Consider the following 23,292-nt stretch of genomic DNA (forward strand, 5'->3'; position numbering starts at 1 on the left):
ATGTGACCTGAGAAAACGGAGGATTTCGCCCGCCGGGCCGTCGGCATATCCGCGCCCCCGCTGGTTGGACACACTGTATTGATGATCCGGGACGCGAAAAACACATGCGATTACACTTGTCTTTTTACATCGTGTAATGAATCGGAGCGAATCCCGACATGCAACGCCAATTCGACGACGTGCTGCTTGGTAGCATCGAGCTCTTTTGTCTCGCGGCGGAGGCAGGCAGCTTCACGGCCGCCGCCAATCAGGCCGGGGTCACGCCGGCGGCGGTCAGCCGGTCGGTTGCGCGACTGGAGCAACGCCTGGGCGTTCGGTTGTTCGTGCGCTCGACGCGCAGCATTCGCCTGACCGAAGGCGGCAGCGCCTACTACGAGGAGTGCCGCGCGGCGCTGGGTCTGCTGGCCGAGGCGGAACGTCGGGTGTCGGGCGCACAATCGGAGCCGTCGGGCACCTTGCGCATCAGCGTGCCCACGACCTACGGGCACTATCGGCTGCTGCCGCTATTGCCGGCGTTCCGCGCGCAGTATCCGCTCATCCGCCTGGAAATCCAGATCAGCAACCAGAACGTCGACCTGCACGAGGAACGGTTCGACTTCGCGGTCCGCTTTCGGGCGCAGCCCGAATCGCGCATGGTGGCGCGCCATCTCGAAGACGCCGCGCTGGTCGTCATCGCGCACCCGGATTATTTGAAGCGTGCAGGCACGCCGCGCACGCTGGACGACCTGGCGCGTCATGAGTGCATCGAATTCGACCTGCCGAGCACAGGCCGGCCGATCCCGTGGCTGTTCCGTGACGGCGGCCACGACCTCGAATATCATGCGCATGGCAATTTCCGGTGCGCCGACGACGTACTTGGCGGCGTGGCGCTCGCGCGGGCGGGCGGCGGCCTTTTCCAGACGTACCGGTTCATCGTCGAGGAGGATCTGGCCGCAGGGCGGCTGGTCGAGGTGCTTGGGTCGTATGCGGGACGGTCCCGCCCGGTGAGCCTGATGTTCCCGCACGGCAAGACGCTGCCTTCGCGTGCGCGGGTTTTCATCGATTTTTTGATAGCGACGCTTGCGCATTCCTCCACGCCGCGCAAGAGTGACGTACGCGCCGCGACGGTACCCGCAGACCGGCGGCCCGACTAGACTCGCGGTATTGGCCGGTGGCCGGGCCATGCCGTCCACCTCAAGCCAATCTTCAAGTCAATCGCAAGCCGAACACGCCATCGTCGGCGCCGCGCGGTGCAGCAGTGTGCCGCGGGCGCGACTTGTGAAATACCGAGGTTTTTGTGAATCCCCCATCTTCGTCCACCGCCGCGACCGCCGGCTACACCGAGCGCAACCACCGCTACTGGCGGCGCAATCTGGCGATCTGCGTCTTCGGTTCGTTCACTACGCTGGCCGGTCTGAGCATGTTGCTGCCGTTCCTGCCGCTCTATGTCAAGCAACTCGGCGTCACGCCGGAATCGGCGGTGATTCAGTGGTCCGGCGTCGCGTTCAGCGCGACGTTTCTCGGCACCGCGGTGACGGCGCCGATCTGGGGGCACCTTGCCGACCGCTTCGGCCGCCGCCCGATGCTCATCCGTGCGGCCGTCGGCATGGTGATCGTGACGTCGCTGATCGGCATTGCACACAACGTCTATCAACTTGTTGCGCTTCGCCTGCTCTCGGGGCTGATCGGCGGGTACGCGTCGGCGTCCACGGTGATGATCGGCACACAGGCCCCACGCGATCGCGCCGGCTGGGCGTTGGGGGTGCTCTCCACCGGGGCACTCGCCGGCAATCTGATCGGGCCGCTGATCGGCGGTCTGCTGCCGCCGCTGTTGGGGATCCGGGGAACATTTTTCGCCTGTGCCGGCATGATCTCGATCACCGCGCTGCTCACCATCTTCGGCATTCGCGAAGATTTCGACAGCACGCGCGACAGCAAGCGCCGCGCCGCGTCGGCGAACGGCGCGCGCATGCCCCGCGCGCGTGTCGGCATCATCGCGGCCATTCTCTTTACCGGGATGATGGTGTTGCTCGCTAACATGTCCATCGAGCCGATCATCACCGTCTACATCGGCCAGTTGGGTGTCGACGGCCCGCACCTCACGCGAGTGGCCGGTGTCGTGATGGCAAGTTCGGCGCTCGGCAGCATGCTCACGGCGGCCAAGCTCGGCGCGCTGGCCGACCGGATCGGCAGTTGGCGCGTGATCGTCGGCTGTCTCATTGCGACGGCACTGGTCATGGTGCCGCAAGCGTTCGTCTCCGAGTGGTGGCAGTTGGCCGCGCTGCGGGTGTTGATGGGCATGACGCTGGCCGGCCTGCTGCCCGCGATCGGCAAGCTCGCGCGCCACGCCGTGGACGAACGCAGCACAGGCAAGTTGCTCGGCTACCTTCAGTCGGCGCAATTCAGCGGTCAGGTGATCGGCCCGATCATCGGCGGTCAGATCGCGGTACTGTTCGGGCTGCCTGCCGTGTTTTTCATGACGGCCATCCTCTTGCTGCTATGTAGCGTGCTTGCGAACCGGGCTCGCGCGATCAGCGCGCGCCTCGCGCAGCAACCGGCCTGACGGAGTTCATTCGCCTGCACGACCCGCGCGGCGCGAACGTCCGGCAGACGCCGGTACGGCAAGCGCCTCCTCCACAAACGCCATGAGCGCTTGCAGCCGCGCCGTCCGCCCGCGGCGCGTCGGCACCAGTAACGTGACGGGGGCACTCTCGAAGTCCCAGTCTGCGAGCACCCGTACGAGGCGGCCGGCAGCCACTGCCTCGCGGGTGTCCCACTCCGAGCGCAACACGAGGCCCAGCCCCTGTTCCGCCCATTCGCGTGCGACGCTGCCGTCGTTCGTCATGCAAGCCGGTACGACACGCACGCTGTCGCGGGTGGCCGGGCGCCGTGCCGTGGCTGCTATTGCCCCCTTTGCTCCCCTCGTAGCCATCGCAGACGGCGTCGCCCGACGCCGGAAGCGCCATAACGTCGCATCTTCGTCATTTTCCCGAAGGCACACGCACCGGTGCTGCAACAGCGCATGCGGATCCGAGGGCGTGCCGTAGCGTTGCAGATACGCCGGGCTTGCGCACAGCCAGCGGTCGTTGGGCGCCAGCGGGCGGGCAATCCACGACGAGTCTCTCACCGTCCCCACATGGATGACGGCATCCGAATCGTGCTTGTCCGGCCAGGGCGTCTCGCGCAGATCGAGTTGCAGCGTCAGGTCGGGGTGCAGCAGCCCGAAGCGCGCAAGCACCGGGGCGACATGGTGACGTCCGTAACCGAACGGCGCTGAGATCCGCAACGTCCCGGTCAGTCGCTTGTCTTCGCGGCGAAACGATTCGGGCAGCGCGTCCAGTTGGGCGAGCAACGCCGAACCTTCGCGCGCGAGCCGCTCGCCCTCGGCCGTGAGGCTGAGTTGTCGCGAGGTACGCGTCGCGAGCGCCAGCCCGAGGGTCGCTTCGAGCTTGCGCAGACGGGCGGAAAGCGCAGGCGGCGTGACGTTCAGCATGCGCGCTGCCGCACTGAGCGATACCGACTGCGAGAGCGCCTCGATCAGGCGCAGGTCCTCGATCTGGATCATTAACCTGAGATGAATGTTGAATGTGCCGTCATTTAACCATGGCTTATTTTATTTTTCCTACACTGCGTCCTGTCGCCTGGCCAAAGGCAGCCGTGTGCCGCACGTCCCCCTCACCGGAGAGGCGCAGCCCGACGCCTGTGCCCGACGCGAAGCGCTCCCCCTGAGACGCACACTCACGCTCGATCCCCGTACCCGAAGCCTCCACGAGACCCAGCGCCATGACTTCGATGCACAACGTTCCGCTCGCGTCCTTGCAGACGCTCGATACGCTCGATACGCCCGCCGCCGTCATCGACGTGCCGCGCATGCTGCACAACATCCAGCGCATGCAGTCGCGCATGACGGCACTGGGCGTAAGCTTTCGCCCGCACGTCAAAACCAGCAAGTGCGTGGAAGTCGCGCACGCACAACTCGCTGCGGGCGCCGCCGGCGTGACCGTATCCACACTCAAGGAAGCCGCGCGTTTCTTCGACGACGGCGTGACCGACATTCTCTACGCGGTGGGCATGGTCGCGAGCAAGTTGCCTGCTGCGCTCGCGTTACGGCGGCGCGGCTGCGATCTGAAGATCGTCACCGACAGCGTGGCGTCGGCGCAGGCCATCGTCGCGTTCGGTGCCGAGTTCGGTGAAACGTTCGACGTGTGGATCGAGATCGACACGGACGGGCATCGCTCGGGCATCCGTCCCGACGACGACGCGCTCCTCGACGTCGCCCGGGTGCTGCATGACGGTGGCGCAACGCTCGGCGGCGTGATGACCCACGCGGGGTCCAGCTACGATTTCGATACTCCCGAAGCGCTGGCCGCTATCGCCGAGCAGGAACGCGCCGGTTGTGTGCGGGCCGCCACGCGCTTGCGCGACGCCGGTCTGCCCTGCCCGGTCGTGAGCGTCGGCTCAACACCGACGGCGCTTGCGGCGGCGCATCTCGACGGTGTGACGGAAGTGCGCGCCGGCGTGTATGTGTTCTTCGATCTCGTCATGCACAACGTCGGCGTGTGCACGACGGACGAACTGGCTCTGAGCGTGCTGACGACCGTCATCGGCCATCAGGCCGAAAAAGGCTGGGCCATCGTCGACGCCGGTTGGATGGCCATGAGCCGTGACCGCGGCACGCAAAAGCAGAAGCGCGATTTCGGTTACGGTCAGGTTTGCCGCATCGACGGTAGCGTGATGCCCGGCTACGTGCTGAGCGGTGCGAATCAGGAGCACGGCATTCTGTCGCGCGAAGGCGAACCCGATCCGGATATCGTCACGCGTTTTCCCATCGGCACGCTGCTGCGTATTTTGCCGAACCACGCCTGTGCGACCGGGGCGCAATTCCCCGAGTACCACGCGTTCGGCCCCGATCGCGAACTCGCCACGTGGCCGCGACTGCATGGCTGGTAAGTGAGCCGACGACCTACACGCCGATACGCGACGCGTGTCTCGCGCATACCGGCGCATACCGGAGCGCATCGGACCGTATCGGCACCCATCGACCCTTCCCGCTTGCACGACGGATGCTTATGCCGTCGCGCGCCATAACGTATCCCGATTTCCTTGGTTCACGCGGGGACACACACCCGCTACGCTCGCGCTTTGCCTGTATCGGAGTGCATTCATGAGCGTAGAAATCATCGGGATGATCACGGCGGCGCAGGGATCCGAAGTCGATCAACCCTCGGGCGCGGCTGTCGATCCCGCGTTCATTACGCGCATGGCCCAGGCCCATGAAACGGCAGGTTTCGACCGTGCACTGATCGGCTACTTTTCGAATGGTCCCGAGGGCAGCCTCGTGAGCAGCCACGTTGCGGCCGCAACGCAACGTCTGGGCATCCTGCTCGCGTATCGCCCCGGGGTGATCGCGGCGCCGCTTGCCGCACGGCAGCTCGCCACGCTCGACCAGTTCTCGCGCGGACGTCTCGCGCTCAACGTCGTCTCCGGCGGCAACGACGCCGATCTGCGGCGCGACGGCGACTTCCTCGATCACAACGCTCGCTATACCCGCACCGACGAATACCTCGAAGCCCTCAAGCGCATCTGGACCGCCGACACGCCTGTCGATTTCACGGGCGACCATTACCGCTTCGAGCAGGCGTCGCCTGCCGTGCAGACATGGCAGAAGCCGCATATTCCGATCTATTTCAGCGGCGCGTCCGACGCGGCGATCGATGTCGCCGCCCGTCACGCCGACACGTACATGCTGTGGGGCGAGCCGCTCGACGCGGTCGAAGCGCTCGTCGCGCGCGTGCGTGCAGCGGCGCAACGCCATGGCCGCAAGCCGCGCTTTTCGATCTCGTTCCGCCCGATCGTGGCCGATACCGAGGCGCAAGCGTGGGCGCGTGCCGACGACGTGCTGCGTCAGGTCAAGGCGACGCGCGAGCGGCTCGGCCTGCGCACCGAAGCGCCCGAGAACGTTGGCTCGCAACGGTTGCTGGCCGCGGCGCAACGCGGTGACGTCGTGGATGAACGTCTTTGGATGGGGGTGGCCAAGGCGACGGGCGCGCGATGGAACTCGACGGCGCTCGTGGGCACCGCCGAGCAGGTCGCGCAGTCGCTGGGCCGCTATTACGCGCTGGGGGTCGACACTTTCCTCATTCGCGGCTTCGACCCGTTGGGCGACACGATCCGATACGGCGAAACGCTGATTCCGGCCATCCGCCGTCACACGGCAGAACTCGACCGCCGACGCACGCCGCAGGCGGCGTGAACTTCGTCGTTATCGCCTCCGCTCTCTCTCAAACGTCTCTTCAATCGCTTTTCAGACAGGTGTCATGATGTTGCTGCACTGGATCCGTCGGGCCCGCCTTGCCGCGCGTGCGCTTTCCCTCACGGCTTTCACCGCGCTCGCGGCGCTTGCGACCCTGCCCGCCGGCCCGGCCAGCGCGCAGGGCGTCACGCTGCGTGTGGGCGATCAGAACTACTACAACGTGCGTGCCTCGATGGAGGCCTCGGGGGCGCTCGAAGGCGCAACCTATCAGGTCGAATGGAAGCACTTCCAGTCGGCAGCCCCGGTCGCCGAGGGCCTCAACGCGGGGGCGCTCGATCTCGGTTTCCTCGGTGATTCGGGCTTCCTTTTCCTCGCGGCGAAAGGCGCGCCGGTCAAGCTGATCGCCGTGTCGCGTCAGAACCCGGACACGATTGCGCTGCTCGTGCCGAAGGACTCACCGGTCAAGTCGATTCAGGATCTCAAGGGCAAAAAGGTCGCTTACTGGCCCGGGGCGTGGAGCCAGCAACTGACGCTGCGCGCGCTGGAAAAAGCCGGTCTGCCCACGGACTATGTGCAGTTCGTCAAGCTCATGCCGGTCGATGCCGCCGTGGCCCTGCCCAACGGCGCGATCGACGCCTTCCCGGTCTGGGAGCCGTACATTTCGCAGCAAGTGGTGCACAACGGCGCGCGGGCGATCATCACGGCGCGCAATCTGATGCCGGGCCTGAGCAGCGTGGCCGCGTATGCGCCGTCGGTGAGCGCGAAGCGCGAGGCGATTGCCGACTTTTTGGTGCGTTTGCAAAAGGCTCGGGCCTGGGTCGAGAGCCACAAGGATGTCTATGCCGATCAGTGGGCGAAGAAAGCCGGACTGGATCGTGACGTCGCCCGTCACTGGATCGGTCAGGCGGGCATGACCGTCGACGCCGTCGACAAGCAAGCCGTGGCGGACTATCAAGGGACCAGCGACTTCCTGACGCAGACCGGCGCACTGCCGAACCGGTTCGACGTGAGCAACATCGTCGACACGTCGTTCACGCAAGTGCTGGAAGCCAGGGGGCAAACGAAGGGGCAGCCGGCGCGGCAAAGCGCGTCACGTTGATGCGCGCGGAACTGCGGGCAATGACCGCCATGCCACCGAACAGACGCGGCGAGCGCGCCGCGTGCTCACGACTGCTGCCCTCGCCATAGTTGAAGTCGCCGTCGATCACCCAGGGCACTCCCGCCGCCCGATACGCACGTGCGGCCTCGGCCGGCGTGACGTTCTCATCCCTATGAGGCCAGTCCACGGTGCGTCCCGTCACCCCGTTCGGGTGTGACGGCGGGCGTGTGCTCGATCACTCGTCGTCCGCCGTGACGGACGCCGTGTTGCACCGCGAGGCCGAGTTCGGCATTCACATCGCCGGATCGCGGTCGCATCACGCCGATCTGGTCGGCTTGCCTGTCGCGCAGGATCCGTTCGTGCGGATCTGTCATTCATCGCCGGGATGCCTGACTCAGCATCCACTCGCGAAACTGCCGCAAGGCCGAGCGCTGTTGCAGCCGCTCGCGCGGGTAACACAGATAGTGACCGTGACGCGGCACATCGACGCCGGCGTCCACCGGCACGACCAGCCGCCCCGCCTCCACCGCCTCGTGCGCCAGAAACTCCGGCACCATCCCCACGCCCATGCCCGCCTCGGCCGCCTGAAGCAAAACCGAATATTGCTCGAAGCGCGGCCCCGGCCGGTGTGCGTGCGGCGCAACGTCGTAACTCGCCGCCCACGTGCCCCAGACTTCCTCGGCCTGGTTATGCACCAGCCTCGGCGCGCGGGCGATGTCCGTGGCGTACGCCAGCGGATAACGCGCGAGAAACGATGGCGCGCACACCGGCACGAAGCGGCGACCGTCCAGGTACTCGCTGACGACGCCCTCCCACGCGCCGTCGCCATAACGTACCGCGGCGTCGAGCGTGAACGGAAACGCGTCGCCATGGGCAAGGTGACGGCTGAAACTCAGCGTCACGCCCGGCGTGCTCGCCAGAAAATCCGGCAGTCGCGGAATCAGCCACTTGGTGGTGAACGTCGGCACGCTCGCAATCGTCAGCAGATCGCTCTCGCCGCGCGACGTCATCAGCTCCAGCGAGGCGTTGCCGATCTCGCGTAACGGCTCGGCCACCCGGTCGTGATAGCGACGCCCGGCCTCGGTGAGTACCAGATGGCGGCCCTCGCGCACGAACAGCGCCGCGCCGACCACCCCCTCCAGCGACGCGATCTGACGGCTCACGGCGCTCGGCGTAAGACCCAACTCACGGGCGGCACGAGAAAAATTCAAGTGCCTTGCGGCACTGGTGAAGGCGAGCAACTCGGCGACGTTGGGATAGCAATGGCGCATCGGTGAAGGTAAGCCGGGCGGGGTTGTCGTTCGTTGGCGAGCCCGCGTTGCGCTTCGCCAACTGTTCCGTTTCCGCACAGAACGATGCCCGATTCGTGTGTTTTCTTCATGACAATGACATTTCAGACGACGACACTCTCGCCCAACGTCGATCCGGCTGTCTTGCTCGCCATCGCCTTCTGCCAGTAAGGGATTGCAAAACACCACGTCGACCGAACCGAATTCGTTACCGTATGCCGTCCAGGTTTTCTCGATGTCCGACGTCCACGCCGACCGCTTTGCCCCAACTGTGCCACCCCGGCACAGTCCAGCCCCTGCCGATGCACGGGCCGCCGGGCATTCGGTATACCGCTCGCGCACCGGGCACCTGTTGTGGATCGTGCGCGCGGTCGCCGCGCTTTTCCTGATTTACCTGTGCTTGCCGGTGGCGCTGCTGCTGATCGGCGCCTTCGGGCAGACGTGGACGAACACCGTGTTGCCGGCCGGCATGACCGGACATTGGTTCGTCGACCTCGCGGGCGATCCCTCGTTCCGCCGCGCGTTCTCCACGAGCCTCATCGTGGCGCTTGGCTGCTGTGCCCTGACCGCGCTTGTCGGCCTGCCGCTCGCCTATACGCTTCACCACCGCTCGCGCAGCGGACGCGGTGCGTTCGCGCGTCTGGTCACGCTGTTGCCGGTGGCTGTGCCGGCGCTCACGCTCGGCTTCGGCTACATCGCGGTGTTCAGCGGCGATACGCTGCCCTGGCTGGGTTCGCTCTGGCTGCTGGTGCTGGCGCATGGGGTGCTCACGTTGCCGTACCTCACGCAAACGCTGCTCGCCGACCTGCGCCATCTCGACATCGCCAAGCTCGAAGACTGCGCCGCCACGCTGGGCGCCTCGCCGCTGCGGCAGTTCCTGACCATCGCCGTGCCCAACCTCACGCATAGCCTCGTGGCCGGTCTGGTGATGGTCGCCGCGCTGTCCATCGGCGAATTCCAGATTTCCAATCTCATCGCGGGTTTCCGCTATCGCAACTATCCGGTGGTGCTGCTCCAGGCGTTCTACGGCGCGACCGGCTTCGCCTGCGCCGCCACCGTCGTACTGCTCGTGCTCGCGCTCGCCGCGACCGGCATGTCGATCGTTGCCGCCTCCCGCCAGAAGGTCAGTTCATGAGCCTCACTCTCGAAAACGTCGGCTTCCGGTACGCGGGCGCAACCCACGGTCTGGACGACGTCAGCCTGCAAGCCCGTCAAGGCGAGTTGCTTGCCGTGATGGGCCGCAGCGGCTCAGGCAAGTCGACGGTACTGCGCCTCGTCGCCGGGCTGCTCGACGGCTATCGCGGCCGCATCGCCATCGGCGGACAAGACGTGGGCGGCGTGCCGGTCTGGCGTCGTCACGTCGGCATGGTGTTCCAGCAATACGCGCTGTTCCCGCACCTGAGCGTGGTCGATAACGTCGCCTACGGGCTGCGGATGCAGGGCGTGAAGACGGCCGAGCGCCAGCGCGCGGCGATGGACATGCTGGCCCGTGTCGGGCTGGCCGAATTCGCGACGCGACGTCCCACGTCGCTCTCCGGCGGGCAACAGCAGCGCGTGGCGCTGGCCCGCGCGCTGGCCGTCTCGCCGCGCGTCCTGCTGCTCGACGAACCGCTTGCCGCGCTCGACGCCGGCATTCGCCAGCAACTGCGCGACGAAATCCGCGCGCTTCAGCAAGCGAGCGGCGCGACCACCCTCATCGTCACCCACGACCGAGACGAAGCGCTGAGTCTGGCCGACCGCGTCGCCGTGATCGATCACGGCCGTCTGTTGCAGATCGATACGCCGCAGCGGCTGTACGACGCGCCCGCGTGCGCAACGGTGGCGAGCTTCACCGGCCTGTCGACGGTACTGCCGGCGCGCGTCGCACGCGCGGGCATGGTCGACACCGGGTTTGCCGAACTGCATGTGGATACCGCCGCATGGCGTCCGGGCGCCGCCGTCTCGCTGCTGGTGAGGCCCGAACATATTCAGTGCGACCCGCCGGTGAGCACCATCAATCGGCTGGGCGGACACCCGGGCGCGGTGCGCTTCTTCGGCGCGACGTGCCGCTTCGACTTCCTGCCCGATGGCGCAACGACGCCGCTGCTCGGCGAAAGCCGTACGCCCGCCTCGTTCGCCATCGCGCTCGATCCCGCGCATCTGCGCGTCTTGCCGCCCGTCGCTGCCTGAGCGGACGTCGAGCGACCACGATGCCAACGCGATGCGCCTGACCCAACATTCCTTACCTGATGCCCCATACGGAGCCATGTCGATGATTCACCCCCTTCCTTCCCTGCGCGCGCGTACGCTGCCCGCACTGGCCACTCTCGCCACCCTGGCTGCGTCGTTCGCGCTGTTGACGGCTGCCGCCCCCTCGGCGTTCGCGCAAAGCGGCACGCCGGCGGCGGCCCCCGCTCCGCTCTATCCGGGCGAAGCCGAGTTGTACGCCAAGGCGGCCGAAGAAGGTCTCGTCGTCTCGTTCGACACCGGTCCGGAATGGGCCAACTGGAAGGCGCTCTTCGCCGAATTCCGCAAGCGCTATCCGAAGGTTGAAATCACGTACAACGACATCGGGTCGGCCGCGACCGTGACCGCGCTCGACAAGGCGCGCCGCCGTCCGCAGGCCGACACGGCCTACTACTTCGCGGGTTCGGCGCTCGACGCCGTGCAGAAAGATGTCGTCGCGCCGTTCAAGCCGATCAACTTCGACACGCTGCCGAAGGTCTTCCGCGACAACGACGGCCGCTGGTTCACCATTCACTCGCTCAACATCGCGTTCCTCGTGAACACGAAACTGGTCAAGCACGTGCCGCAATCGTGGGCGGATCTGCTCAAGCCGGAATACAAGAACTCGGTGGTGTATCTGGATCCGCGCTCGACCGGTCAGGGACAAGTCGCCGTGTTCGCCGCCGCATACGCCTTCGGCGGCAACGTGGACAATCCGAAGCCGGGCGCCGACTTTTTCGGCAAACTGCGCGACGCAGGCAACGTCATGCGTGTCGAAGGCACCACGCCGTACGCCAAGTTCGTCAAGGGCGAAATTCCGATTCTTATCGGTTATGAGAACGACGGCCTGAAAGCCAAGTACACCGACGGCATGGGCGACGCCGCACAGGTCGTGATTCCGAAGGAAGCCAGCGTGTCGGCGCCGTACGCCATCAGCCTGGTCAAGAACGGCCCGAACCCGGAAGCCGCCAAGCTCTGGCTCAATCTCATCATGAGCCCGGTCGGTCAGTCGCTGTTCGCGCAAGGCTACGTGCGCCCGGCGGTGCCCGGCACGCCGTTCACGGCGGAGATGCGTGCCCGCATGCCGGATGCCCCGCAAGTCCACCCGCTCGACGTCGCCCGCGCCGCTGCACAGAAGGCGGAAGTCGATCGTCTGTGGGCGGCCGCCGCGCTCGCCAAGTGAGTTCGCGCACCATGACGTCAGCGCGCGCCGCTGCCGGGATCGTCGACGCCGGCGGGCCTCTTCCGCCGCAAGCCGACATGCCGCGGGTCAAGGATACGCCGCGTGGCTGGGTACGCCGCTTCGGCGGCCTGCCCGCCGCCGTGGTGCTCGTCCTCGGCTTCGGCTTGCCGCTCGGTGCGCTGGTCGTCGCCGCGTTCGAGGGACATGGCGCCGCCTTCTCCGCCATCGCCCTCGACCCGCTGGTGCGCGACGCTTTCGTCAACTCGCTCGCCCTGGCTGTCGGCGCCGGCACCGTCTCGCTGCTCGTGGGGGTGCTACTCGCCGTGACGCTGGCGCGTCAGACCCCACGCCGTCGCCGCATCTGGCTCGCGGCGATGGGCGTGCCGCTCGCGTTCTCGGGGCTCGTGATCGCTTACGGCTTCATTCTCGCGTTCGGCCGCTCGGGGTTCGTCACGATGACGCTCGCCTCGCTCGGTGTCGATCCGGTGCGTTTCGGTGCGCTGATCTATACCGCGCCGGGTCTGGTCGGGGCGTACGCGTATTACCTGATCCCACGTGTGGCGCTGATGGTGTATCCGGCGATCGCCAACCTCGACCGTCGCCCCATCGAGGCGGCCCTCACGCTCGGCGCGACGCCGCTGCGTGCGATCGTCGACATCGCGCTGCGCGAACTGTGGCCGACGCTGGCCGCTGCGTGGTGCCTCGTCACCGCGATTGCGCTCGGCACTTACGGCACGGCCCTCGCGCTGGCCGGTACGCAAATCAACATCCTGCCGTTGCTCATGTTCCTGAAGATGTCGGACGGGCAGACGGATTTCCCTCAAGCCGCCGCACTGTCACTCGTATTGATGGCGGTGTGCAGCGGTGTGCTCGCTCTCGGAGAGTGTCTTGTACGGCGTCATCCTCAATGAGTGGTCGGCTGCGGCCCGCCATGCCCTCGATCAACTGGCCGCCCGGCAGGCGGGGCCGTCGCGTCACGTGACCCCCGTCGGCCTCATCGGCCCGCGCGAAGCTACGCCCGCGCAACTCTACGCTGCACAGCGTATCGGCGAAGCCCTGGCGGCGGCCGGTGTGGCACTGGTGTGCGGCGGCAAGGGCGGTGTCATGGAAGCCGCCTCGGCCGGGGCTTCGGCCGCCGGCGGCATCGTGATCGGCCTGCTGCCCGAGGATCACGCAGGCGACGCCAATCCGCACCTGAGCGTGGCCTTGCCTACCGGGCTGGGTATCACGCGCAACGCCCTGATCGCCCGCGCCTCGACCTGCCTCGTCGCCGTGGGCGGCGGGCTTGGCACGCTCTCGGAAATCGCGCTGGGACTGCAGTGGCGCAAACCGGTTTTTACCGTCCTCGATGCGCCGGCCGTGCCGGGCACCGAGAGTTTCGACGATATCGACGCCCTGGTCGTGGCCGTTGCCACCTGGCTGAGCGTCACAGGACTTCCCGGAGGTGAGACCCCCGGGTAAGTAACGCCGGCAGTTCGAAAAACCGACCCACACCGGGGAACTGCCGGTGCGTTTTCGTGATGTTCCTGTTATATAAATTTAGGATCACTAATATTATGAAACGTATTCTTCTCGCTGCACTCGGCCTTGGCGGTATGGCCGGCATCATGGCTCCCGTCTACGCCCAAAGCAGCGTGACCCTGTACGGTATCGTCGATGCCGGCGTGGGTTATGCCAGCGGTCAGCGCACGGCGACTTCCAAGGGTGCCGTGGGCGCGCCGATCAATTACACCAACGGTTCGGTCTGGGGCTTCGCGAGCGGCACCTGGTCGGGCGACCGCTGGGGTCTCAAGGGTTCGGAAGATCTGGGCGGCGGCAATTCGGCCATCTTCCAGTTGGAAAACGGTTTCAACATCGGTAACGGCACGTCGGGTCAAGGCGGTCGCCAGTTCGGCCGTCAGTCGTGGATGGGTCTGCAAAGCGCCACGCTCGGCAAGCTCACGTTCGGCCGTCAGTACGATACGATCGTCGACTACGTTGGCCCGCTCAGCGCCGGCACGTTCGTCACCGGCATGGGCGCGCACCCGGGCGATATCGACCAGCAGGATAACCAGTCGCGCGTGAACAACTCGGTGAAGTGGGCCAGCCCGGTCTACGCCGGCTTCCAGTTCGGCGCGATCTACGGCTTCGGTGGCCAGCCGGGTAGCGTGAAGAACCAGAACACGTGGGGCTTCGGCGGCCAGTACGCGAGCGGCCCGTTCGCGATCGGTGTGGGCTTCCTGCAAGCGCAGAACGCCTACGGCGCCTCGGGCACGTGGACCGGTTCTTACGACGGCACGTTCGCCTCGTCGATCAACGAAGGCTTCGCCTCGGCCGCCAGCCAGCGCATCATCTCGGCCGCCGGCACGTACAGCTTCGGCGCCACCCAGGTCGGCATCCAGTACGGCAACGTGCAGTACACGCCGGGCTCGCTGTCGACGTTCGCCAGCAGCTTCTCGTTCAACACGATCGGCACGACCATCGCGTATCAGGTGACCCCGGCGCTGCGTCTGGCCGGCGCGTACAACTACACGCAAGGCAGCGACGTGAAGGGCTCGGGCGGTCCGAAGTACCACACGCTGAACTTCGCGTCGTACTACGCCCTGTCCAAGCGCACGTCGCTCTATGGCCTGGTCGGTTACCAGAAGGCGTCGGGCAGCACGCTCGATACGTTCGGCAACGTTGTCTCGGCGACGGCTTCGGTCGGCGACGTGGGCAACGGCATCTCCTCCGCCACGTCGACGCAGACGTTCGTGCGCGTGGGTATCCGTCAGACGTTCTGATTGTCTGAACGGATAGCAGTAGCAGCACCGTTGTACTTGTAGGGTCACGTTGGACTGTCCCCCGCCGCCCCACGGCGGGGGGCTTGAGTCTCACCTCGGGGACTTCGCGAGAACCGGATCGACACGCAACGTTGTGGACATGGTGTGGCGTTGCATGACGCGCCGGCTCACCCTTGGGCACGCTTTCGCACATCCCTCGCACGGCATTGCCTCACGCCGTGCAGTGCGCAGGCGTGCCGCTTTTTTTCTCCTCTGCGACAGGCGATTGGCTTATCCTTCAGGCTTTCCACCCGCACACTCGTGACCGGAGAGGCCAGCAAGGTGCCACGTCAAACCGCCCAGCCGACTGTCGAAACGCTCGCCGAACAGGGGCCCACGCCCCGCTATTTGCAGCTCAAGCAGTTCATCTGCCGGCAGATCGATAGCGGCGCCTGGCCGCCGCATCACCGCGTGCCGTCGGAAAACGAACTCGTCGAGCAATCCGGTGTGAGCCGCATGACGGTCAACCGCGCACTGCGCGAACTCACCGCCGAAGGCCGGCTCGTGCGCATGCAGGGGGTCGGCACGTTCGTCGCCGAACCGAAGTCGCATTCACCGTTGCTCGCGGTCAACAACATTGCCGACGAGATCGCCGAGCACGGGCATCGCCATCGCGCCGAAGTGAAGCTGCTGCGCGAAGAACTGGCCGGTCCCGAACGGGCGCTGTCGATGGGCTTGCAGGAACGCGAGAAGCTGTTTCATTCGGTGATCGTGCATTATCAGGACAACGTTCCGGTGCAGATCGAAGACCGCTTCGTCAATCCCGCGCTCGCGCCGAACTATCTCGAGCAGGACTTCACCGGGCTCACCCCCAATGCCTACCTCCAGCGCACCTCGCCGCTGACCTCGGGCGAGCATGTCGTGGAAGCTGTGACGGCCACACCGGACGAAGCGCAGATGCTGCAAATCCAGCGTACCGAACCGTGCTTGCTGATCCGTCGGCGCACGTGGTCCGGCAAGCGAATCGTTTCGGTCGCGCGCCTGCTGCATCCCGGCTCGCGTCATCGCCTCGAAGGCCGCTTCGGCGACGTCGAGTGATCCCGGGCTCGCTCGAACGAGCGAGCTTTCTTGCCGCTCGCTTCCCGTTTCCTTCGTCTCCTTCTTCTCCTGACTAAGCGTCGTTAGCACATCACACCGGCTGCGTGAAAACCCTAGTTCACGGTAAGTTGTATATACAATACTGTACAAGCCATTCTCCGCTCAGAACCAAAGGAATCACTGTGAGCCAATTCACCCGATATCGCGACGTCACCATTCGCGCCCCGCGCGGCACGCAGCTCAACGCCAAAAGCTGGCTCACCGAAGCCCCGCTGCGCATGTTGATGAACAACCTCGACCCGGACGTCGCGGAGAATCCGAACGCGCTCGTGGTCTATGGCGGCATCGGACGCGCCGCGCGCAACTGGGAGTGCTTCGACAAGATCGTCGAAACGCTCAAGACGCTGGGTGACGACGAAACGCTGCTGGTGCAGTCCGGCAAGCCGGTCGGTGTGTTCAGGACGCACGCGGACGCGCCGCGCGTGCTCATCGCCAACTCGAATCTGGTGCCGCACTGGGCCACGTGGGAGCACTTCAACGAACTCGACGCCAGGGGCCTGGCCATGTATGGCCAGATGACGGCCGGTTCGTGGATTTACATCGGCAGCCAGGGCATCGTGCAGGGCACCTACGAGACGTTCGTGGAAGCCGGGCGCCAGCACTACGGCGGCAACCTGAAGGGACGCTGGGTGCTCACCGCCGGTCTGGGCGGTATGGGCGGGGCGCAGCCGCTGGCCGCCACGCTGGCCGGCGCCTGCTCGCTGAACATCGAATGCCAGCAGACGAGCATCGACTTCCGCCTGCGCACGCGCTACGTCGACGAGCAGGCCAAGGACCTCGACGACGCGCTCGCGCGCATCGCCAAATACACTGCCGAGGGTCAGGCCGTGTCCATCGCGCTGTGCGGCAATGCCGCCGAAATTCTGCCGGCGCTGGTGCGTCGCGGCGTTCGCCCCGACATGGTCACCGACCAGACCAGCGCACACGATCCGCTCAACGGCTATCTGCCGATCGGCTGGACGTGGGACGAATACCGCGAGCGTGCCCGCTCGAAGCCGGCAGAAGTCGTCAAGGCCGCCAAGCAATCGATGGCGGTGCACGTGAAGGCCATGCTGGACTTCAAGGCCATGGGCGTGCCGACCTTCGATTACGGCAACAACATCCGCCAGATGGCCAAGGAAGAAGGCGTGCAGAACGCGTTCGACTTCCCCGGCTTCGTGCCCGCCTACATTCGCCCGCTGTTCTGCCGTGGGATCGGCCCGTTCCGCTGGGCCGCGCTCTCGGGCGATGCGCAAGACATCTACAAGACGGACGCCAAGGTCAAGGAACTCATTCCGGACGACGCGCACCTGCACCGCTGGCTCGACATGGCGCGCGAGCGCATCAGCTTCCAGGGTCTGCCGGCGCGGATCTGCTGGGTGGGGCTCGGCCTGCGCGCCAAGCTCGGACTGGCGTTCAACGAAATGGTACGCTCGGGAGAACTCTCGGCGCCTGTCGTGATCGGCCGCGACCATCTGGATTCCGGCTCGGTCGCCAGCCCCAATCGCGAGACGGAAGCCATGCGCGACGGCTCGGACGCCGTCTCCGACTGGCCGCTGCTCAACGCCTTGCTCAACACCGCCAGCGGCGCGACGTGGGTCTCGCTGCATCACGGTGGCGGTGTCGGCATGGGTTTCTCGCAGCACTCCGGCGTGGTGATCGTGTGCGATGGCACCGATGCCGCCGCCGCACGCATCGCCCGGGTGCTCAACAACGATCCGGCCACGGGCGTGATGCGTCATGCCGATGCCGGTTACGACATCGCCGTCGATTGCGCCCGCGAGCACGGCCTGAACCTGCCGATGCTCAATACTGCGAAGTAAGACGGCCCGACAAGCAAGACAAGCAAGACAGAGACAAGACACCCCGACTATGTCGAATCAAGGAATTCCGTCCATGGCAAAACTGTTCGTGACGCCCGGCGCCCTCACATTGGCCCAACTTCGCGACGTCTATCAGAACCCGACCACCCTCACGCTCGACGAGAACGCCTATGCGGCGATCGACAAGAGCGTCGCCTGCGTCGAAGGGATCGTGGCCGAAGGCCGCACCGCCTATGGCATCAACACCGGCTTCGGCTTGCTCGCCTCGACGCGCATCGCCCACGAAGACCTCGAGAACCTGCAACGCTCGCTCGTGCTGTCGCACGCGGCCGGCGTGGGCGTTGCGCTGGACGATGCCCTCGTGCGTCTGATCATGGTGCTCAAGATCAACAGTCTGGCGCGCGGTTTCTCGGGCATTCGTCGCAAGGTCATCGATGCGCTCGTCACGCTGGTCAACGCCGAGGTGTATCCGCGCATCCCCCTCAAGGGTTCGGTCGGGGCATCGGGCGACCTCGCCCCGCTCGCGCATATGTCGCTGCTGCTGCTGGGCGAAGGCCAGGCCCGCTATCGCGGTCAGTGGATGAACGCCCGCGAGGCGCTCGCCGTCGCCGGTCTGGCGCCGCTGACCCTCGCCGCGAAGGAGGGGCTGGCGCTGCTTAACGGCACGCAAGTCTCGACCGCCTATGCCCTGCGTGGCCTGTTCGAAGCGGAAGATATGTTCGCCGCCGCGAGCGTATGCGGCGCAATGACGGTGGAAGCCATGCTCGGCTCACGGACGCCGTTCGACGCCCGCATCCATGCCGCACGCGGTCAGCGCGGGCAGATCGACGCCGCAGGCGTCTTCCGTCACCTGCTCGGCGAGACGAGCGAAGTCGGTCAGTCGCACGCCAACTGCGAGAAGGTGCAGGATCCGTACTCGCTGCGCTGTCAGCCGCAAGTCATGGGCGCTTGCCTGACGCAGATCCGTCAGGCGGCCGACGTGCTGGCCGTCGAAGCGAACGCCGTGTCGGACAATCCGCTCGTGTTCTGGGAACAGGGCGACGTGATCTCCGGCGGTAACTTCCACGCCGAGCCGGTCGCCATGGCGGCCGACAATCTCGCGCTGGCGCTGGCGGAGATCGGCGCGCTCAGCGAGCGTCGCATCTCGCTGATGATGGACAAGCACATGTCGCAGTTGCCCGCGTTTCTGGTGGCCAACGGTGGCGTGAACTCCGGCTTCATGATCGCGCAGGTAACGGCCGCCGCGCTCGCTTCCGACAATAAAGCCTTGGCACATCCGGCCAGCGTTGATAGTCTGCCGACCTCGGCCAACCAGGAAGACCATGTCTCGATGGCCCCGAACGCCGGTAAGCGGCTTTGGGAGATGGCCGATAACGTCAAGGGCATCATCGCGATCGAATGGCTGAGCGCCGTTCAGGGCCTGGATTTCCGCGAGGGCGTGAAGTCGACGCCGGCCCTCGAACGCGCCCGCGCCCTGCTGCGTCAATCGGTTCCGTTCTACGATAAGGATCGCTATTTCGCCCCGGACATCGAGGGCGCGAGCGAACTCATCGCGCAGCGGCATCTGAGCGCACTGGTGCCCGCCGGTACGTTGCCGAGCCTCTGAGTCACCGCATCAATCGTTTGCATTCCGCCCTGCCGGGGCGAAACGGACAGTGATTCGCGCTCCGGCTTTGTGGCGTACCGGGTTGCCCTCGTGTGCCGGTCCCTTCAGTTCAGCGACGGGGCCGGTCGGCGTCGCACCCGATTTCCCCTGCCGCCCGCGTATGCGGGCCGGCTCATTAGGCATTCAGGAGACAGCTTGAAAAACCTGCAACGCAATCTGAGCGCGCGGCATATCCGCTTTCTGGCGCTGGGTTCAGCCATCGGCACCGGCCTGTTCTACGGCTCGGCGTCGGCCATCCAACTCGCCGGTCCGGCCGTCATTCTCGCTTACATCCTCGGGGGCGCCGCCGTCTATATGGTGATGCGCGCGCTTGGCGAGATGGCCGTGCGCCAACCGGTCACGGGATCGTTCGGCCGCTACGCCCGCGACAACCTCGGGCCGCTCGCCGGCTTCCTCACGGGCTGGACCTATATTCTCGAGATGGTCATCGTCTGTCTCGCGGACGTGACGGCCTTCGGCATCTACATGGGATTCTGGTTTCCGGACGTGCCCCAGTGGATCTGGGTGCTGGGCATCGTGATGCTGATCTGCGGCCTGAACCTCTGCAACGTCAAGGTCTACGGCGAGATGGAGTTCTGGCTGGCGCTGGTGAAGATTCTCGCCATCGTCGCGATGATTGTGGGCGGGGGTGTCATTCTGTTGACCGGCGTGCAGATGCACAGCGAGCACGCCCCGGCGGTGAGCAATCTGTGGGCGCACGGCGGTTTCCTGCCCAACGGCTGGGGCGGGCTGGTGGCCTCGCTCGCGGTGGTGATGTTCGCTTATGGCGGAATCGAGATCATCGGTATCACAGGCGGTGAAGCGAAAAATCCCGACAAGGTGATTCCGCGTGCGATCAACGCCGTGCCGGCCCGCATTCTCCTGTTCTACGTGCTGACGATGTGCGTGCTCATGACGATCTTCCCCTGGACCGGCATCGGCAGCCAGGGCAGCCCGTTCGTGCAGATCTTCTCGGGGCTGGGCATCCAGTCGGCCGCGGCCATTCTCAACCTGATCGTGATCTCGGCCGCCGTCTCCGCGATCAACAGCAACATCTTCGGGGCGGGTCGCATGATGTTCGGCATGGCCGAGCACGGTCAGGCACCGGCGATCTTCTCGGCGACCTCACGGCATGGCGTGCCCTGGGTCACGGTGCTGGTGATGACGGCCGCGCTGCTCGGCGGGGTGGTGCTCAACTACCTGATTCCGGAAGGCGTGTTCCTGATCATCGCGTCCATCGCAACGTTCGCCACGGTCTGGGTGTGGCTGATGATTCTGCTCTCGCAGGTCGCCATGCGCCGTCGTCTGTCGGCGCCGGAAGTCGCTGCGCTGAAGTTCAAGGTGCCGCTCTGGCCGGTCGGCCCCGCGCTCGCCATCGCCTTCATGCTCTTCGTGATCGGGGTGCTCGGGTATACGGAGGACACGCGCGTCGCGCTCTATGTCGGCGCCGGCTGGATCGTGCTGATGTCGATCGCGTATCAATTCGGTGTCAAACCCAAGGAAGCGCAACTGCGCAACCAAATGCGTCTGGAATAAGACTCACATGAAACGTACCTACTGGAAGCACTGCCACGTCGCGACCATGCGCGACGGCCGCTACAACGCTATCGAAGACGCCGTGATCGTCACGCACGGCAAGCAGATCGAGTGGGTTGGCCCGCGCGGCGAGCGCTCGGCTTCCGGCGCGGATGCATGCGTCGATCTGAACGGGGCGTGGGTTACGCCCGGTCTGATCGATTGCCATACGCACCTGGTGTTCGGCGGCAACCGCAGCCTCGAATTCGAGCAGCGCCTGCAAGGCGTGAGCTACGCGGAAATCTCGGCAGCGGGCGGTGGCATCAGGCATACGGTGCGACACACCCGCGACGCGACCGAAGACGCCCTCTTCGCTTCGGCGCGAAAGCGTCTGCTCGCGCTGATGCGCGAGGGCGTGACGACGGTGGAGATCAAGTCCGGATACGGGCTCGATCTGAACAGCGAGCGCAAGATGCTGCGCGTGGCGCGTCGACTCGGCGAAGCGCTGCCGGTGACGGTGAAGACAACGTGTCTGGCCGCGCACACCGTGCCGTCGGAATTCGCGGGCAAGGCCGACGAGTATGTGAATTACGTCTGCGCCGAGATTCTGCCGACGCTGGCCGAAGAGCGCCTCGTCGACGCCGTCGACGCGTTCTGCGAGACCATCGCGTTCTCGCCGGCGCAGGTGATGCGTGTGCTGCTGCGTGCACAGAAGCTGAAACTCCCGGTGAAGCTGCATGCCGAGCAGCTCTCGCCGCTCGGCGGGTCGAGCATGGCGGCGGAATTGGGCGCGTTGTCCGCCGACCATCTGGAGTACATGACCGCCGACGACGCAGCGGCGATGGGCCGCGCGGGCACGGTTGCCGTGTTGCTGCCAGGGGCGTTCCACATGCTGCAGGAGACGCGTCGTCCGCCGGTCGATCTGCTGAGACGACACGGCGTCGATATCGCGGTAGCGTCCGATCTGAATCCGGGGACATCGCCCGCGCTGTCGTTGCGTCTGATGCTCAACATGGCCTGCACGCTGTTCGGGCTGACGCCGGAAGAGGCGCTGGCGGGTGTCACGCGCCATGCAGCCAAGGCGCTCGGCATGCTCGACACGCACGGCACGATCGAAGCCGGGAAGACGGCGGACTTCGTTGCGTGGGAGATCGAACGACCGGCGGAGCTGGCTTACTGGCTGGGCGGCGAGTTGCCGTCGCGCACCGTGCGCAACGGCGAATGGCGCGATCTCGCGTCCGTCTGAACCGGCAACGAGGAGACATTTCCATGGCGACACAATTGAAGCCGGTTTCGGGCAATAGGCAGGATGCTCCGCAGGGCATGCAAGGTTCTAATGGTTCTAATGGTTCGAATGGTCCGGTATGGCATGGACGCACCGACACCGGCGAGCGCGGCGACACGCGCCGGTTGTTCAATGTGGTGCGCGAGATCGATGCGGGCGCCGCCGCCCCCGAGCGCGGCACGCCCGTCCTTCTCGGTTTTGCCTGCGACGCCGGGGTGAAGCGTAATCAGGGACGCATCGGCGCAGCCGAAGGGCCACAAGCCATTCGGCGTGCGCTGGCGAATCTTCCGGCACACGACATTGCCGCTTTGTACGACGCGGGCGATGTGACGTGCGATGGCGATGCGCTTGAAGTCGCGCAACAGGCGCTCGCCGCCGCCGTACGTCGTCAACTCGATGTCGGGGCGCAGCCGGTGGTCCTTGGCGGCGGACACGAGATCGCCTGGGGCACGTGGCAAGGGCTGCGGGCCCATCTCGACGCACAGGGCGACCGCTCGCGCGTGCTGATTCTGAATCTGGACGCGCATTTCGATTTGCGCACCGCGCGGCCCGGCACGTCGGGCACCCCCTTCGACCAGATCGCGCAGGCGTGCGAGTCGGCGGGACTGCCGTTCGATTACGCCTGTCTGGGCGTGAGCCGGCTGAGCAACACGGCGTCGCTGTTCGAGCGCGCGCACGCGTTGAAAGTCACGTATGTCGAAGACACCGAGATGCAGGACCGGCACCTCGAGGCGCGTCTTGCGCAGATCGATGCGCTGATGGCGGACGTCTCGCACGTCTACCTGACGATCGACCTCGACGTACTCCCCGCGCCCGTCATGCCGGGCGTGTCGGCCCCCGCAGCTTATGGTGTGCCGATGCCGGTCGTCGAAGCCATCGTCACGCACGTGCGCCGCTCGGGCAAGCTGCGCGTGGCCGATCTGGCCGAGTACAATCCGCGGTTCGACGCGCAAGGCACCGGTGCCCGCGTGGCGGCGCGTCTCGCTTATCGGCTGCTGTAACACCCTCGATGTGGTACGGCCCGGGAACGTCTTGCCCGGGCCTTTCATCCCGCCGCTCCCGCGCCTTCCCTTCGATTGCCCGCACGCGGTGACGCTTCGTCATTCCCACCCCCTAATACAAAGTATTAGTTTTACTT

At 65.9% G+C, this 23,292-nt stretch carries 20 protein-coding genes; 17 read left to right on the forward strand and 3 right to left on the reverse strand.

The annotated features are described in order from the left end of the window. The first annotated feature begins 158 nt into the window (after positions 1 to 158). Complete coding sequence (locus PAN31108_RS00590) at positions 159 to 1,133, forward strand: LysR family transcriptional regulator (protein ID WP_150666975.1); 975 nt, start codon at positions 159 to 161, stop codon at positions 1,131 to 1,133. A 143-nt stretch (positions 1,134 to 1,276) separates the two neighbouring features. After that, positions 1,277 to 2,542 carry an MFS transporter gene (locus PAN31108_RS00595; protein ID WP_150666976.1) on the forward strand — a complete coding sequence of 422 codons (1,266 nt, stop codon included), beginning with the start codon at positions 1,277 to 1,279 and terminating at the stop codon, positions 2,540 to 2,542. Between the two features lie 6 nt (positions 2,543 to 2,548). On the opposite strand, the gene PAN31108_RS00600 is transcribed toward PAN31108_RS00595, so the two are convergent. Further along, positions 2,549 to 3,544 (reverse strand): LysR family transcriptional regulator, encoded by a 996-nt coding sequence (locus PAN31108_RS00600; RefSeq protein ID WP_150666977.1) that lies wholly within the window; start codon positions 3,542 to 3,544, stop codon positions 2,549 to 2,551. A gap of 218 nt (positions 3,545 to 3,762) precedes the next feature. Here PAN31108_RS00600 and PAN31108_RS00605 point away from each other — a divergent pair, with 218 nt between their 5' ends. The 3 genes from PAN31108_RS00605 to PAN31108_RS00615 all read left to right on the forward strand — a co-directional run bounded on the left by PAN31108_RS00605 (position 3,763) and on the right by PAN31108_RS00615 (position 7,331). Continuing rightward, on the forward strand, positions 3,763 to 4,929 hold the full coding sequence (locus PAN31108_RS00605) for a DSD1 family PLP-dependent enzyme (RefSeq protein ID WP_370819548.1): 1,167 nt from the start codon (positions 3,763 to 3,765) through the stop codon (positions 4,927 to 4,929). Positions 4,930 to 5,143: 214 nt separating this feature from the next. Beyond that, entirely contained in the window at positions 5,144 to 6,232 is a 1,089-nt protein-coding gene (locus PAN31108_RS00610) for an LLM class flavin-dependent oxidoreductase (protein ID WP_150666978.1), read from the forward strand. Between the two features lie 64 nt (positions 6,233 to 6,296). Beyond that, positions 6,297 to 7,331, forward strand: coding sequence for an ABC transporter substrate-binding protein (locus tag PAN31108_RS00615; RefSeq protein ID WP_246183702.1), 1,035 nt, complete (start codon positions 6,297 to 6,299; stop codon positions 7,329 to 7,331). Here PAN31108_RS00615 and PAN31108_RS27130 read toward each other — a convergent pair. Further along, on the reverse strand, positions 7,264 to 7,533 hold the full coding sequence (locus tag PAN31108_RS27130) for a 3-isopropylmalate dehydratase small subunit (protein ID WP_150666979.1): 270 nt from the start codon (positions 7,531 to 7,533) through the stop codon (positions 7,264 to 7,266). The two genes, PAN31108_RS00615 and PAN31108_RS27130, sit on opposite strands and share 68 nt — an antisense overlap. A gap of 172 nt (positions 7,534 to 7,705) precedes the next feature. Then, positions 7,706 to 8,602 carry a LysR substrate-binding domain-containing protein gene (locus tag PAN31108_RS00625; RefSeq protein ID WP_150666980.1) on the reverse strand — a complete coding sequence of 299 codons (897 nt, stop codon included), beginning with the start codon at positions 8,600 to 8,602 and terminating at the stop codon, positions 7,706 to 7,708. A gap of 253 nt (positions 8,603 to 8,855) precedes the next feature. Here PAN31108_RS00625 and PAN31108_RS00630 point away from each other — a divergent pair, with 253 nt between their 5' ends. The 12 genes from PAN31108_RS00630 (at position 8,856) to hutG (ending at position 23,155) form a co-directional block, all read left to right on the forward strand. Further along, positions 8,856 to 9,755: an ABC transporter permease gene (locus PAN31108_RS00630; protein ID WP_150666981.1), complete on the forward strand. Its 900-nt coding sequence runs from the start codon at positions 8,856 to 8,858 to the stop codon at positions 9,753 to 9,755. Further along, complete coding sequence (locus PAN31108_RS00635; protein WP_150666982.1) at positions 9,752 to 10,789, forward strand: ABC transporter ATP-binding protein; 1,038 nt, start codon at positions 9,752 to 9,754, stop codon at positions 10,787 to 10,789. Before PAN31108_RS00630 ends, PAN31108_RS00635 begins: the two co-directional genes overlap by 4 nt. A gap of 103 nt (positions 10,790 to 10,892) precedes the next feature. Continuing rightward, positions 10,893 to 12,008, forward strand: a complete 1,116-nt coding sequence (locus tag PAN31108_RS00640; RefSeq protein ID WP_370819554.1) for an extracellular solute-binding protein — start codon at positions 10,893 to 10,895, stop codon at positions 12,006 to 12,008. A gap of 77 nt (positions 12,009 to 12,085) precedes the next feature. Then, on the forward strand, positions 12,086 to 12,919 hold the full coding sequence (locus PAN31108_RS00645) for an ABC transporter permease (RefSeq protein ID WP_150667402.1): 834 nt from the start codon (positions 12,086 to 12,088) through the stop codon (positions 12,917 to 12,919). Next, complete coding sequence (locus tag PAN31108_RS00650; protein WP_246183703.1) at positions 12,897 to 13,469, forward strand: TIGR00725 family protein; 573 nt, start codon at positions 12,897 to 12,899, stop codon at positions 13,467 to 13,469. Before PAN31108_RS00645 ends, PAN31108_RS00650 begins: the two co-directional genes overlap by 23 nt. Positions 13,470 to 13,564: 95 nt before the next feature. After that, positions 13,565 to 14,770 carry a porin gene (locus PAN31108_RS00655; RefSeq protein ID WP_150666984.1) on the forward strand — a complete coding sequence of 402 codons (1,206 nt, stop codon included), beginning with the start codon at positions 13,565 to 13,567 and terminating at the stop codon, positions 14,768 to 14,770. 321 nt (positions 14,771 to 15,091) lie between these two features. Continuing rightward, positions 15,092 to 15,847, forward strand: coding sequence for a histidine utilization transcriptional repressor HutC (hutC, locus tag PAN31108_RS00660; protein WP_150666985.1), 756 nt, complete (start codon positions 15,092 to 15,094; stop codon positions 15,845 to 15,847). 182 nt (positions 15,848 to 16,029) lie between these two features. Beyond that, complete coding sequence (gene hutU / locus PAN31108_RS00665) at positions 16,030 to 17,709, forward strand: urocanate hydratase (protein ID WP_150666986.1); 1,680 nt, start codon at positions 16,030 to 16,032, stop codon at positions 17,707 to 17,709. 73 nt (positions 17,710 to 17,782) lie between these two features. Beyond that, positions 17,783 to 19,315: a histidine ammonia-lyase gene (gene hutH / locus PAN31108_RS00670; RefSeq protein ID WP_150666987.1), complete on the forward strand. Its 1,533-nt coding sequence runs from the start codon at positions 17,783 to 17,785 to the stop codon at positions 19,313 to 19,315. Between the two features lie 195 nt (positions 19,316 to 19,510). Beyond that, positions 19,511 to 20,890, forward strand: coding sequence for an L-histidine transporter HutT (locus tag PAN31108_RS00675; RefSeq protein ID WP_150666988.1), 1,380 nt, complete (start codon positions 19,511 to 19,513; stop codon positions 20,888 to 20,890). A 7-nt stretch (positions 20,891 to 20,897) separates the two neighbouring features. Further along, positions 20,898 to 22,115: an imidazolonepropionase gene (gene hutI, locus PAN31108_RS00680; RefSeq protein ID WP_150666989.1), complete on the forward strand. Its 1,218-nt coding sequence runs from the start codon at positions 20,898 to 20,900 to the stop codon at positions 22,113 to 22,115. 77 nt (positions 22,116 to 22,192) lie between these two features. After that, positions 22,193 to 23,155: a formimidoylglutamase gene (hutG, locus tag PAN31108_RS00685; protein ID WP_150666990.1), complete on the forward strand. Its 963-nt coding sequence runs from the start codon at positions 22,193 to 22,195 to the stop codon at positions 23,153 to 23,155. Positions 23,156 to 23,292 lie beyond the last annotated feature (137 nt).

The organism is Pandoraea anhela (assembly GCF_902459655.1).
Classification (GTDB): domain Bacteria; phylum Pseudomonadota; class Gammaproteobacteria; order Burkholderiales; family Burkholderiaceae; genus Pandoraea; species Pandoraea anhela.